The 12,434-nt window shown below is 59.0% G+C and carries 13 protein-coding genes; 2 read left to right on the top strand and 11 right to left on the bottom strand.

Annotated elements, in window-relative coordinates; all coding sequences use genetic code 11:
• The first annotated feature begins 21 nt into the window (after positions 1 to 21).
• Together N4Q37_RS12870 and cynS are read left to right on the top strand one after the other, a co-directional pair.
• Entirely contained in the window at positions 22 to 681 is a 660-nt protein-coding gene (locus N4Q37_RS12870; protein ID WP_260958374.1) for a carbonic anhydrase, read from the top strand.
• A gap of 25 nt (positions 682 to 706) precedes the next feature.
• Positions 707 to 1,177: a cyanase gene (gene cynS, locus N4Q37_RS12865; RefSeq protein WP_260958373.1), complete on the top strand. Its 471-nt coding sequence runs from the start codon at positions 707 to 709 to the stop codon at positions 1,175 to 1,177.
• A gap of 182 nt (positions 1,178 to 1,359) precedes the next feature.
• Here the strand turns inward: cynS and glmS are convergent, their stop codons facing one another.
• From glmS to atpB, 11 genes are all read right to left on the bottom strand, one after another.
• A complete protein-coding gene (glmS, locus tag N4Q37_RS12860; RefSeq protein WP_260958372.1) occupies positions 1,360 to 3,192 on the bottom strand; it encodes a glutamine--fructose-6-phosphate transaminase (isomerizing) in 1,833 nt (610 codons plus the stop codon).
• Between the two features lies 1 nt (position 3,193).
• On the bottom strand, positions 3,194 to 3,973 hold the full coding sequence (locus tag N4Q37_RS12855) for a DeoR/GlpR family DNA-binding transcription regulator (protein ID WP_260958467.1): 780 nt from the start codon (positions 3,971 to 3,973) through the stop codon (positions 3,194 to 3,196).
• Between the two features lie 267 nt (positions 3,974 to 4,240).
• Positions 4,241 to 5,608 carry a bifunctional UDP-N-acetylglucosamine diphosphorylase/glucosamine-1-phosphate N-acetyltransferase GlmU gene (glmU, locus tag N4Q37_RS12850; protein WP_260958371.1) on the bottom strand — a complete coding sequence of 456 codons (1,368 nt, stop codon included), beginning with the start codon at positions 5,606 to 5,608 and terminating at the stop codon, positions 4,241 to 4,243.
• Between the two features lie 118 nt (positions 5,609 to 5,726).
• The gene (locus N4Q37_RS12845) at positions 5,727 to 6,152 is read right to left on the bottom strand and encodes a F0F1 ATP synthase subunit epsilon (protein WP_260958370.1); all 426 of its coding nucleotides are present in this window, start codon (positions 6,150 to 6,152) and stop codon (positions 5,727 to 5,729) included.
• Positions 6,153 to 6,197: 45 nt separating this feature from the next.
• A complete protein-coding gene (gene atpD, locus N4Q37_RS12840) occupies positions 6,198 to 7,574 on the bottom strand; it encodes a F0F1 ATP synthase subunit beta (protein WP_260958369.1) in 1,377 nt (458 codons plus the stop codon).
• 27 nt (positions 7,575 to 7,601) lie between these two features.
• Positions 7,602 to 8,462 carry a F0F1 ATP synthase subunit gamma gene (atpG, locus tag N4Q37_RS12835; protein ID WP_260958368.1) on the bottom strand — a complete coding sequence of 287 codons (861 nt, stop codon included), beginning with the start codon at positions 8,460 to 8,462 and terminating at the stop codon, positions 7,602 to 7,604.
• Between the two features lie 50 nt (positions 8,463 to 8,512).
• On the bottom strand, positions 8,513 to 10,057 hold the full coding sequence (gene atpA / locus N4Q37_RS12830; RefSeq protein ID WP_260958367.1) for a F0F1 ATP synthase subunit alpha: 1,545 nt from the start codon (positions 10,055 to 10,057) through the stop codon (positions 8,513 to 8,515).
• A 21-nt stretch (positions 10,058 to 10,078) separates the two neighbouring features.
• A complete protein-coding gene (locus N4Q37_RS12825) occupies positions 10,079 to 10,615 on the bottom strand; it encodes a F0F1 ATP synthase subunit delta (protein ID WP_144930042.1) in 537 nt (178 codons plus the stop codon).
• Positions 10,616 to 10,627: 12 nt separating this feature from the next.
• Complete coding sequence (locus tag N4Q37_RS12820) at positions 10,628 to 11,098, bottom strand: F0F1 ATP synthase subunit B (RefSeq protein ID WP_260958366.1); 471 nt, start codon at positions 11,096 to 11,098, stop codon at positions 10,628 to 10,630.
• A 58-nt stretch (positions 11,099 to 11,156) separates the two neighbouring features.
• Positions 11,157 to 11,414, bottom strand: coding sequence for a F0F1 ATP synthase subunit C (atpE, locus tag N4Q37_RS12815; RefSeq protein ID WP_003097235.1), 258 nt, complete (start codon positions 11,412 to 11,414; stop codon positions 11,157 to 11,159).
• A 134-nt stretch (positions 11,415 to 11,548) separates the two neighbouring features.
• Entirely contained in the window at positions 11,549 to 12,418 is an 870-nt protein-coding gene (gene atpB / locus N4Q37_RS12810; RefSeq protein WP_260958365.1) for a F0F1 ATP synthase subunit A, read from the bottom strand.
• Positions 12,419 to 12,434 lie beyond the last annotated feature (16 nt).

The raw sequence follows: 12,434 nt of genomic DNA, 5'->3' as shown, positions 1-12,434 counted from the left end.
CAGTGACGTTGAGAAGCAACCATGAAAGCGATCATCGACGGTTTTCTGAAATTCCAGCAAAACGCCTTTCCTGAGCGGGTCAAACTGTTCAAGGACCTGGCCAACCAGCAGGCCCCAAAGGCACTGTTCATCTCCTGCTCTGACAGCCGACTGGTACCTGAACTGGTCACCCAGCGCGAGCCAGGCGATCTGTTTGTAATCCGCAATGCCGGCAATATCGTGCCGTCGTATGGGCCAGAGCCGGGCGGCGTTTCGGCCTCTGTCGAATACGCGGTCGCCGGACTTAACGTTGCAGACATCGTGATCTGTGGTCACTCCGATTGCGGCGCAATGACCGCCATTGCCACCTGCAAGTGCCTGGATCACATGCCTGCCGTAGCCGGCTGGTTGCGGTACGCCGACTCGGCCAAGGTGGTCAACGAGGCCCGTCGGCACACGGATGAGCCGAGCAAAGTCGCCTCCATGGTGCGCGAAAACGTCGTCGCACAACTAGCCAACATCCAGACCCACCCATCCGTTCGCCTGGCTCTCGAAGAAGGCCGCGTGACCCTGCATGGCTGGATCTATGACATCGAAACCGGACGCATCGACGCCTTTGATGGCAGTACCGGGACCTTCGTGTCTCTCGCGGAAAACCCAGAAGTCCACGCCATTTCCCAAAAAGCCAGGCACGTTGCCTGACCTTTACTTACCTAGGAGATTCACCATGATCCAGACTCAAGCTACCCGCACCGCTCGCCAGGAACTGACCGAAAACATCATTCTGGCCAAGGCGCGCAAGGACCTCTCCTTCGCCGAGATCGTTGACGGCACCGGCCTGTCGGAAGCCTTCGTGACAGCAGCCCTGCTCGGCCAGCATCCGCTGCCTGAAAGCGCCGCGAAGGTCGTAGGCGAGAAGCTCGGCCTCGATACTGATCAAGTTGCTCTGCTGCAATCGATGCCAATCCGCGGCAGCTTCTTCGACGGCGTGCCGAGCGACCCTACCATCTACCGTTTCTACGAGATGATGTCGGTGTACGGCACCACCCTCAAAGCTCTGGTTCATGAGAAGTTTGGCGATGGCATCATCAGTGCCATCAACTTCAAGCTGGACATCAAGAAGGTCGAAGATCCGGACGGTGGCCACCGCGCGGTGATCACCCTGGACGGCAAGTACCTGCCTACCAAGCCTTTCTGATGTACTCAGCCCGGCGTCTGACGGCGCCGGCCCCAAAGCAGGGTTGCAGCCATCGCAACAGAAGGGAGGAAGCCCGTGCCGACGAAGGGAGCCTGGGACGGCTCCCTCTGCGGCAGTTTTTATTGTCTAGCGACAGTTTTTATTCTCAATCACCAGCGGAGGACACAGAACAGGCGTCAACCTCACTCCACCGTCACAGACTTCGCCAAATTCCGTGGCTGGTCCACGTCAGTGCCCTTGAGCACCGCAACGTAGTACGACAGCAACTGCAACGGGATGGTGTAGAGAATCGGCGACAGGATGTCGTGGATGTGCGGCATGTGCACCACGTGGGTGCCTTCGCCATTGGTCATGCCGGCCTTCTCGTCGGCGAAGACGATCAACTGGCCGCCACGGGCGCGCACTTCTTGCAGGTTGGATTTGAGCTTTTCCAGCAATTCGTTGTTCGGTGCCACGGTGACCACCGGCATGTCGTTATCCACAAGCGCCAGCGGGCCATGCTTGAGTTCACCGGCCGGGTAGGCTTCGGCGTGGATGTAGGAGATTTCCTTGAGCTTCAAGGCCCCTTCCATCGCCACCGGGAATTGCGCGCCACGGCCCAGGAACAGGGTGTGGTTCTTCTCGGCGAACAGCTCGGCGATTTTTTCTACGGTGCTGTCCATTGCCAGGGCCTCGCCCAGGCGGGTTGGCAGGCGACGCAGTTCTTCCACCAGCGTGGCCTCGACACCTGCGGCCAGGGTGCCGCGTACCTGGCCCAGGGACAAGGTCAGCAGCAGCAGGCCCACCAGTTGCGTGGTGAACGCCTTGGTCGACGCCACGCCGATCTCACGGCCGGCCTGGGTCAGCAGGGTCAGGTCGGACTCGCGCACCAGCGAACTGATGCCGACATTGCAGATCGCCAGGCTGGCGAGGAAACCCAGTTCCTTGGCATTGCGCAACGCCGCCAGGGTATCGGCGGTTTCGCCCGACTGGGAAATGGTCACGAACAGGGTGTCGGGCTGCACTACCACCTTGCGGTAACGGAATTCACTGGCGACTTCGACCTGGCACGGAATCCCGGCCAGTTCTTCCAACCAGTAACGAGCCACCATGCCGGCGTGATAACTGGTGCCGCAAGCCACGATCTGCACGTTGCGCACCTTGGCGAACAGTTCGGCCGCTTGTGGACCGAACGCCTGGACCAGCACCTGGTTCTGGCTCATGCGCCCTTCCAGGGTGCGTTGCACCACGGCCGGTTGTTCGTGGATCTCCTTGAGCATGAAGTGACGGAACTCGCCCTTGTCGGCGGCTTCGGCACCGTCACGGTACTGGACGGTTTCACGCTCGACGGCTTTGCCATCGAGGTCCCAGATCTGCACGCTGTCGCGACGAATGTCGGCGATATCGCCTTCTTCCAGGTACATGAAGCGGTCCGTGACCTGACGCAGCGCCAACTGGTCGGACGCCAGGAAGTTTTCCCCCAGGCCCAGGCCAATCACCAACGGACTACCGCTACGCGCCGCCACCAGGCGATCGGGCTGCTTGGCGCTGATCACCGCCAGGCCATAGGCGCCGTGCAGTTCCTTGACGGTCGCCTTGAGGGCCACGGTCAGGTCGGTCAGGTCCTTGAGCTTGTGGCTGAGCAGGTGGGCGATGACTTCGGTGTCGGTGTCCGAGGTGAACACATAACCGAGTGCCTTGAGCTGTTCACGCAGGGCTTCGTGGTTTTCGATGATGCCGTTGTGGACCACCGCCAGGTCGCCGGAAAAATGTGGGTGGGCGTTACGCTCGCACGGCGCGCCATGGGTGGCCCAACGTGTGTGGGCGATGCCCAGGCGACCAACGAGTGGCTCGGCCTCCAGTGCCTGCTCCAACTCGCTGACCTTGCCCGGACGACGCATACGCGCAAGCGTCCCGTCATTGGTAAACACCGCCACGCCGGCGCTGTCATAGCCGCGGTATTCGAGGCGCTTGAGGCCTTCGAGCAAGATTGCAGTGATGCTGCGTTCAGCAACGGCGCCAACAATGCCACACATGTTATTTCTCCTGGCTGACAGGCGCGCAGATCACGGTGACGCCGCGGGCCTGAATCTGGTCGCGGGCCTCGACGGGCATGCGATCATCGGTAATGAGGGTATGGACGCTGCTCCACGGCAGTTCCAGGTTGGGGATCTTGCGGCCGATCTTGTCGGCCTCCACCATCACGATCACTTCACGGGCAACCTCAGCCATCACACGGCTCAGGCCCAATAATTCGTTGAAGGTGGTGGTACCACGGACCAGGTCGATGCCGTCGGCGCCGATGAACAACTGGTCGAAATCGTAGGAGCGCAGGACCTGCTCGGCGACCTGCCCCTGGAAAGACTCGGAATGCGGGTCCCAGGTGCCGCCGGTCATCAACAGCACCGGTTCGTGCTCCAGCTCGCTCAAGGCATTGGCCACATGCAGGGAATTGGTCATCACCACCAGCCCCGGTTGCTGGCCGAGTTGCGGGATCATGGCCGCCGTGGTGCTGCCGCTGTCGATGATGATGCGCGCATGCTCGCGGATCCGCAGCACAGCGGCCCGGGCAATGGCTTGCTTGTATTTGGAGACGGTTTGCCCGTTATCGGCCACCAACTCCTGGGGCATGGGCACGGCACCACCGTAGCGGCGCAGCAGCAAGCCATTGGTTTCCAAAGCGGCGAGGTCTTTTCGGATCGTAACTTCCGACGTTTCGAAGTGCTTGGCCAGCTCGTCCACACTGACCTCGCCCTGCTCCTGGAGCAAGGCAAGGATGTTGTGACGGCGTTGCGGTGTGTTGCGCTTCGACATGATGAAGTAAGTTTCGATTCGAAAGATAACGTAACTAATCAAAACCTATTGAAGCGATATCGTCAAGGCGCCGGGAGAAAAATTCAGAAATCACCCAAAAACAAATGTGGGAGCAGCTTGCTCCCACATGGGTTGTCCTCAGGTATTCACAGCTCCTGGCCCACCCTAGATCCCTGCGGGAGCTGAGCTTGCTCGCGATAGCGGTGGGTCAGGTTGCATCAACGTTGAATGTGCCGCCCTCATCACTCCAACAAGGGGCTGTGGATAACGTCAAGGCTTCTTGATCTTTTCCGGCCGCTTCCAACCGTCAATGTTCCGTTGACGAGCACGCCCTACCGCCAATTGGCCGTTATCCACAGCCTGGGTGATGGTCGATCCGGCCGCTGTGGTCGCACCGTTGGAGATATCCACAGGCGCCACCAGGGAATTGTTCGAACCAATGAACACATCCTCGCCCAAGACGGTTTTCCACTTATTGGCGCCGTCGTAGTTGCAGGTGATGGTGCCGGCACCGATGTTGGTGCGGGCGCCGACCTCGGCATCCCCCAGGTAAGTCAGGTGACCAGCCTTGGCGCCCTCGCCCAAGTGGGCGTTCTTGAGCTCGACGAAGTTACCCACATGCGCCTTGGCCTCCAGGACTGTTCCCGGACGCAAGCGGGCGAACGGGCCAGCGTCGCTGCCTTCCCCCATCACCGCGCCTTCCAGGTGAGTGTTGGCCTTGATCACTGCGCCCTTGCGCAAGGTACTGTCCTTGATCACACAGTTCGGGCCGATGACCACGTCATCTTCGATCACGACCTTGCCCTCAAGGATGACGTTGATATCGATGACCACATCGCGGCCGACGCTGACTTCACCGCGCACGTCGAAACGCGCCGGGTCGCGCAGGGTCACGCCTTGGGCCATCAATCGGCGGGCGGCGCGCAGTTGATAGTGGCGCTCCAGCTCAGCCAGTTGCCGGCGATCGTTGGCACCCTGCACTTCCATGGCGTCCAGCGGTTGTTCGGTGGCCACCACCAACCCATCCGCCACGGCCATGGCAATCACGTCGGTCAGATAATACTCGCCCTGGGCATTGTTGTTGGACAGACGACTCATCCAGTCGCCCAGGCGTGCAGCCGGTACGGCCAGAATCCCGGTATTGCCTTCGGTGATGGCGCGCTGGGCTTCGTTGGCGTCCTTCTGCTCGACAATGGCAACCACCTGCCCTTCGGCATTGCGCACGATTCGGCCGTAACCGGTGGGGTCGTCCAGCTCGACGGTCAACAGGCCCAACTGTTGCGGCGCGGCTTGCTTGAGCAGGCGTTGCAGGGTGTCGACTTCGATCAACGGCACATCGCCGTAGAGAATCAGCACCGTCTCGGCCGTAATGAATGGCACGGCCTGGGCGACCGCATGACCGGTGCCAAGCTGTTTGTCCTGCAAGACAAAATTCAAGTCATCGGCCGCCAGGCGTTCGCGTACAGCTTCGGCACCGTGGCCAATCACCACATGGATGCGCTGTGGATCAAGTTGACGAGCGCTGTGGATAACATGCCCGAGCATGGAATTACCGGCGACCGGGTGAAGCACCTTGGGCAGCGCCGAACGCATGCGCGTGCCCTGACCGGCCGCGAGGATAACGATTTCAAGAGACATGACTGGCTACCAATCCTGGGTGGTCAGCGGCTGTGACCAAATGATGAGTGTCGGGGGAAAAAGAAAAAAGGGTAGCCGAGGCTACCCTTTTTAATCAATCGCACAGAAAGCAGACGGCTTAGCCGCCGAACTTCTTGCGGATCTGCTGGACGGTGCGCAGCTGGGCTGCAGCCTCGGCCAGACGTGCAGCAGCGGAACCGTAGTCGAACTCAGCGCCGCGCTCGTGCAAGGCCTTCTCAGCAGCCTTGACGGCTTCCTGAGCGGAGGCTTCGTCCAGGTCGGCAGCACGTTGCACGGTGTCGGCGAGAACCTTGACCATGTTCGGCTGAACCTCGAGGAAACCACCGGAGATGTAGAACACCTCCTTGTCGCCGCCCTGCTTGGTCAGAGTAATCGGACCTGGCTTCAAGCTGGTGATCAGCGGCGCGTGGCCCATGGTGATACCAAGATCACCCAGGTCACCGTGCGCAACCACAAACTCGACCAGACCGGAGAAGATCTCTCCTTCCGCACTGACGATATCGCAATGGACTGTCATAGCCATCTGATTGCCTCAACCTAAATTAGCGCCCGTTGCCGGGCGCCGGGATTACAGTTTCTTGGCTTTCTCGATCGCTTCTTCGATGCCGCCAACCATGTAGAACGCTTGTTCTGGCAGGTGGTCGTAGTCACCGTTGAGGATGCCTTTGAAGCCAGCAATGGTGTCTTTCAGGGAAACGTATTTACCCGAAGCACCGGTGAAGACTTCAGCCACGAAGAACGGCTGCGACAAGAAGCGCTGGATCTTACGAGCGCGGGCTACCAACTGCTTGTCGGTTTCCGACAGCTCGTCCATACCCAGGATCGCAATGATGTCCTTCAGCTCTTTGTAGCGCTGCAGCACGTACTGAACGCCGCGAGCGGTTTCGTAGTGCTCGTTGCCGATCACGTTCGGGTCCAGCTGACGGGAAGTCGAGTCCAGTGGGTCTACCGCTGGGTAGATACCCAGGGAAGCGATGTCACGGGACAGTACGACGGTGGCGTCCAAGTGGGCGAAGGTGGTCGCTGGCGACGGGTCGGTCAAGTCGTCCGCTGGTACGTATACCGCTTGGATCGAGGTGATCGAGCCTTGCTTGGTCGAAGTGATACGTTCTTGCAGAACGCCCATCTCTTCAGCCAGGGTCGGCTGGTAACCTACTGCCGAAGGCATACGGCCCAGCAGTGCGGATACTTCGGTACCGGCCAGGGTGTAACGGTAGATGTTGTCGACGAACAGCAGAACGTCGTTACCTTCGTCACGGAACTTCTCGGCCATGGTCAGGCCGGTCAGGGCTACGCGCAGACGGTTTCCCGGCGGCTCGTTCATCTGGCCGTAGACCAGTGCCACTTTGTCCAGAACGTTGGAATCCTTCATCTCGTGGTAGAAGTCGTTACCCTCACGAGTACGCTCACCCACACCGGCGAACACGGAATAACCGCTGTGCTCGATGGCGATGTTACGGATCAGTTCCATCATGTTTACGGTCTTGCCCACACCGGCACCACCGAACAGACCGACTTTACCGCCCTTGGCGAACGGGCAAACCAGGTCGATAACCTTGATGCCGGTTTCCAGGAGGTCGTTGCCACCGGCTTGTTCAGCGAAGGACGGCGCAGGACGGTGAATGCCCCAACGCTCTTCTTCGCCGATCGGGCCAGCTTCGTCGATCGGGTTGCCCAGTACGTCCATGATCCGGCCCAGGGTCGCTTTACCGACCGGTACGGAGATGGCTGCGCCAGTGTTGTTGACGTCCAGACCGCGCTTCAAGCCTTCGGTGGAGCCCATCGCAATGGTACGAACCACGCCGTCGCCCAGCTGCTGCTGAACTTCCAGGGTGGTTTCGGCGCCTTGAACCTTCAAGGCGTCGTAGATGCTCGGTACGCTCTCGCGTGGAAATTCCACGTCGATAACGGCGCCGATGATTTGAACGATACGTCCGCTACTCATAGCTGGATCCTCTGAATATTTGAACCGTTAAACCGCGGCAGCGCCGCCGACGATTTCCGAGATCTCTTGGGTGATCGCAGCCTGACGCGCCTTGTTGTAGATCAGCTGCAAATCGCTGATCAAATCACCGGCGTTGTCGGTAGCGTTCTTCATCGCGATCATCCGCGCGGCCTGTTCGGCTGCGTTGTTCTCGACCACCGCCTGGTAGACCTGCGACTCCACGTAGCGGACCATCAAGCCGTCGAGCAGCTCCTTGGCATCCGGTTCGTAGAGATAGTCCCAGTGGTGCTTGAGTTCCTGTTCCGGGGTCGCCACCAGTGGAATCAACTGCTCCACGGTCGGCTGTTGCGTCATGGTGTTGATGAACTTGTTGGATACCACGGACAGGCGGTCGATCCGGCCTTCCAGGTATGCATCCAACATCACCTTGACGCTGCCGATCAGATCATTGATCGACGGTTCTTCACCCAGGTGGCTGATAGCTGCGACGACGTTACCGCCGAAGTTGCGGAAGAAAGCCGCACCCTTGCTACCGACCACGCACAGATCGATCTCGACGCCTTGTTCGCGGTTTACCGCCATGTCCTTGACCAGGGCCTTGAACAGGTTGGTGTTCAAGCCGCCGCACAGACCACGGTCACTGCTCACCACAACGTAACCAACGCGCTTGACGGCGCGGTCGGTCATGAACGGGTGGCGATATTCCGGGTTGGCGTTGGCCAGATGACCAATCACCTGGCGGATGCGCTCCGCATAAGGACGGCTAGCAGCCATGCGCATTTGTGCCTTGCGCATTTTGCTGACCGCCACTTTTTCCATGGCGCTGGTAATTTTTTGCGTGCTTTTGATGCTCGCAATCTTACTGCGAATCTCTTTTGCGCCTGCCATGTAACACCTATCAGGTTAGCAAGCGGGAGCCTTGCGGCTCCCGCTGCGGCTTACCAGGTTTGGGTGGCCTTGAACTTCTCGATACCGGCTTTGAGGCCAGCGTCGATTTCGTCATTGAAGTCACCTTTCACGTTGATCTTGGCCATCAAATCGGCGTGATCGCGGTTGAAGAAAGCAATCAGCGCTTGTTCGAAGCTGCCGATCTTGGCGATTTCAATGTCAGTCAGGAACCCACGCTCAGCGGCATACAGCGACAGCGACATGTCGGCGATCGACATAGGCGCGTATTGCTTCTGCTTCATCAGCTCGGTAACGCGCTGACCATGCTCAAGTTGCTTACGGGTCGCTTCGTCCAGGTCAGAAGCGAACTGGGCGAATGCCGCCAGTTCACGGTACTGGGCCAGGGCGGTACGGATACCACCGGACAGCTTCTTGATGATCTTGGTCTGAGCGGCACCACCCACACGGGATACCGAAACACCGGCGTTCACAGCAGGACGGATGCCCGAGTTGAACATGGCCGATTCCAGGAAGATCTGACCGTCGGTGATGGAGATCACGTTGGTCGGAACGAACGCGGAAACGTCGCCAGCCTGGGTTTCGATGATCGGCAGGGCGGTCAGGGAACCGGTCTTGCCAGTCACTGCGCCGTTGGTGAACTTCTCTACGTATTCTTCCGAAACGCGGGATGCGCGCTCCAGCAGACGGGAGTGGAGATAGAACACGTCGCCTGGGTAGGCCTCACGTCCTGGCGGACGGCGCAGCAGCAGGGAAATCTGGCGGTAGGCCACTGCTTGCTTGGACAGATCGTCATAAACGATCAGCGCGTCTTCACCGCGGTCGCGGAAGTATTCGCCCATGGTGCAACCGGAGTACGGTGCCAGGAACTGCAGCGCAGCCGATTCGGAGGCGCTGGCGGCAACGATGATGGTGTTAGCCAGTGCACCGTTTTCTTCCAGCTTGCGAACCACGTTGGCGATGGTCGATTGCTTCTGACCGATTGCCACGTAGACGCAGAAGATGCCGCTGTCTTTCTGGTTGATGATCGCGTCGATCGCCAGAGCGGTCTTACCGATCTGACGGTCACCGATGATCAGCTCACGCTGGCCACGGCCGACTGGGATCATGGCATCGACAGCCTTGTAGCCAGTCTGTACAGGCTGGTCTACCGACTTACGCCAGATCACGCCTGGAGCAACTTTCTCGACCGCGTCGGTCTCGGTGTTGTTCAGCGGACCTTTGCCGTCAACAGGGTTACCCAGTGCGTCGACGACGCGACCCAGCAGTTCCTTACCAACCGGAACTTCGAGGATGCGGCCGGTGCACTTGGCGCTCATGCCTTCAGCCAGGGACGTGTATGCGCCCAGTACCACGGCACCTACGGAGTCCTGCTCCAGGTTGAGGGCCATACCGTAGACGCCGCCCGGAAACTCGATCATCTCGCCGTACATGACGTCGGCCAGACCGTGAATCCGCACGATACCGTCAGACACGCTGACGACAGTGCCTTCGTTACGGGCTTGGGAGGTCACATCGAGCTTTTCGATGCGGCCCTTGATAATTTCACTTATTTCGGAAGGATTGAGTTGCTGCATTGCTCTGCTGCCCCTTCAAACTCAAGATTTCAATGCTTCGGCAAGTTTCGCGATTTTGCCGCGAATCGAGCCATCGATAACCAGGTCGCCGGCGCGGATGACAACGCCCCCAATCAGGGACTTGTCTTCCTCGACTTGCAGGCGCACTTCCCGGTTGAGTCGTGCACTGAGAACCTTGGCGAGTTTGTCTTGCTGTTCTTGGTTCAATGCAAAAGCACTGGTGACTTCCACGTCTACCGACTTCTCTTGTTCGGCCTTGTACAGGTCGAAAAGCGCGGCAATCTCCGGCAAGAGCGGGAGACGGTCGTTTTCGGCAACGACGTGGATGAAATTCTGTGCCTTGGCATCGAACTTGTCGCCGCACACGTCAATGAACGTGGCGGCCTTTTGTGCGCTCGTCAGTCGCGGGGCCTTGAGCACGCGCTGCATGGTGTCGTCTTGCGACACCGCTGCTGCCAGGCCGAGCATGGCTGACCAATTGGCCAGTTGCTGGTGGGCCTGAGCGTGCTCGAAGGCCGCCTTAGCGTAAGGTCGGGCCAACGTGGTCAGTTCTGCCATGATCGCCCTCGCTTAGATTTCAGCAGCCAGTTGGTTAACCAGCTCTGCGTGCGCGTTTTGATCGATTGTGGCACCCAGGATCTTCGAAGCACCGCCAACGGCCAGGCTACCCACTTGGGCGCGCAGCGCATCTTTGACACTGTTGAGTTCCTGTTCGATCTCGGCTTGAGCCTGAGCCTTCACACGGTCAGCTTCGACGCGAGCCTGTTCACGGGCTTCGTCGACAATCTGGGTACCGCGTTTCTTGGCTTGCTCGATGATTTCAGCTGCCTGGGCTTTCGCTTCGCGCAGTTGCTGACCCACTTTCTCATGGGCCAACTCCAGGTCGCGAGCTGCACGGCTGGCAGCGTCCAGACCATCAGCGATCTTCTTTTGACGTTCGTGCAGTGCTGCAATGACCGGAGGCCATACGCACTTCATGCAGAACAGTACAAAAATCAGGAACGCAACGGACTGGCCAATCAGGGTCGCATTAATGTTCACGCCAACACCTCGCAGTTACGTTGTCCATCGAACCAATCTACTCGAGAGATCCGAGTAATCAGCCAGCGATTTGACCAACGAACGGGTTCGCAAAGGTGAAGAACAGAGCGATACCAACACCGATCATGGTTACGGCGTCGAGCAGACCGGCCACGATGAACATCTTCACTTGCAGCATTGGAACCATTTCTGGCTGACGCGCAGCGCCTTCCAGGAACTTGCCGCCCAGCAGGCCGAAACCAATTGCGGTACCCAGTGCGCCCAGGCCGATCAACAGTGCAACAGCGATAGCGGTTAGACCAACTACAGTTTCCATCTTTCCTCCCGACTTTTACGTCGTATGGTTTAGGTTTTTTTAATTTAAAGCGGTAAAACAAATCGTTTCATCATGGCCTGTTCGGGCCCCTTCCCGTTTGACCGGGAAGGACATCAGACTAGTCGAGACTGGTCTTAATGGTTTTCTTCGTGCGCCATCGACAGGTAGACGATGGTCAGCATCATGAAGATGAACGCCTGCAGGGTGATGATCAGGATGTGGAACACAGCCCACGCCCACTGCAGTGCAACGCCCAGGCCGCTGAGCCAGAGCAGGCCGCTGCCGAACATGACAGCGATGAGGATGAACACCAGCTCGCCGGCATACATGTTGCCGAACAAACGCAGGGCCAGAGAGATCGGTTTGGCGATCAGGGTCACGAATTCCAGCAGGAAGTTCACCGGGATCAGCAGGGCCTGAACCAGGATGTTCTTGCTGCCGAACGGGTGCAGGGTCAGTTCGCCGATGAAGCCGCCGATGCCCTTGACCTTGATGCTATAGAAAATGATCAGTGCGAAGACCGAGAACGCCATGCCCAGGGTCGCGTTCGGGTCGGTGGTCGACACGGCGCGGAATGGGATGTGATGGTCGCCAGAGATGAGGATGGCCAGTTGAGGAATCCAATCGACCGGTACCAGGTCGACGGCGTTCATCAGGAACACCCAGACGAAAATGGTCAGTGCCAGCGGTGCGATCACCGGGCTACGGCCGTGAAAACTGTCCTTCACGCTGCCATCGACGAACTCGACCAGGACTTCAACGAAGTTCTGCAGTGCGCCCGGCTGGCCGGAAGTGGCTTTCTTTGCCGCCATGCGGAAAAGAAACACGAAGATCAGGCCCAGAGCGATCGACCAGCCGAGGGTATCGACGTGGAAAGCCCAGAAGCCCATTTCCTTGGCTTCTGCAGCGGAGTGGGCAAAGCCCCAGCCGCCGTTGGGTAGCTGACCGAAGGTCAGGTTCTGCAAGTGGTGCTGGATATAGCCCGAAGCGGTTGTTTCTGCCATGGTTGCCTCAAACGCC

Source organism: Pseudomonas citri (assembly GCF_025336485.1).
GTDB lineage: Bacteria > Pseudomonadota > Gammaproteobacteria > Pseudomonadales > Pseudomonadaceae > Aquipseudomonas > Aquipseudomonas citri.
The sequence above is the reverse complement of the archived record's forward strand: the minus strand, read 5'-3'. Positions and strand labels throughout refer to the sequence as shown.

Excerpts from the sequence above, each read along its gene's own strand:
- cynS (WP_260958373.1), top strand. The coding sequence starts at position 707 with ATGATCCAGACTCAAGCTACCCGCACCGCTCGCCAGGAACTGACCGAA.
- atpB (WP_260958365.1), bottom strand. The coding sequence starts at position 12,418 with ATGGCAGAAACAACCGCTTCGGGCTATATCCAGCACCACTTGCAGAAC.
- atpG (WP_260958368.1), bottom strand. The coding sequence starts at position 8,462 with ATGGCAGGCGCAAAAGAGATTCGCAGTAAGATTGCGAGCATCAAAAGC.
- glmS (WP_260958372.1), bottom strand. The coding sequence starts at position 3,192 with ATGTGTGGCATTGTTGGCGCCGTTGCTGAACGCAGCATCACTGCAATC.
- N4Q37_RS12870 (WP_260958374.1), top strand. The coding sequence starts at position 22 with ATGAAAGCGATCATCGACGGTTTTCTGAAATTCCAGCAAAACGCCTTT.
- atpE (WP_003097235.1), bottom strand. The coding sequence starts at position 11,414 with ATGGAAACTGTAGTTGGTCTAACCGCTATCGCTGTTGCACTGTTGATC.
- glmU (WP_260958371.1), bottom strand. The coding sequence starts at position 5,608 with ATGTCTCTTGAAATCGTTATCCTCGCGGCCGGTCAGGGCACGCGCATG.
- N4Q37_RS12845 (WP_260958370.1), bottom strand. The coding sequence starts at position 6,152 with ATGGCTATGACAGTCCATTGCGATATCGTCAGTGCGGAAGGAGAGATC.
- atpD (WP_260958369.1), bottom strand. The coding sequence starts at position 7,574 with ATGAGTAGCGGACGTATCGTTCAAATCATCGGCGCCGTTATCGACGTG.
- atpA (WP_260958367.1), bottom strand. The coding sequence starts at position 10,057 with ATGCAGCAACTCAATCCTTCCGAAATAAGTGAAATTATCAAGGGCCGC.
- N4Q37_RS12825 (WP_144930042.1), bottom strand. The coding sequence starts at position 10,615 with ATGGCAGAACTGACCACGTTGGCCCGACCTTACGCTAAGGCGGCCTTC.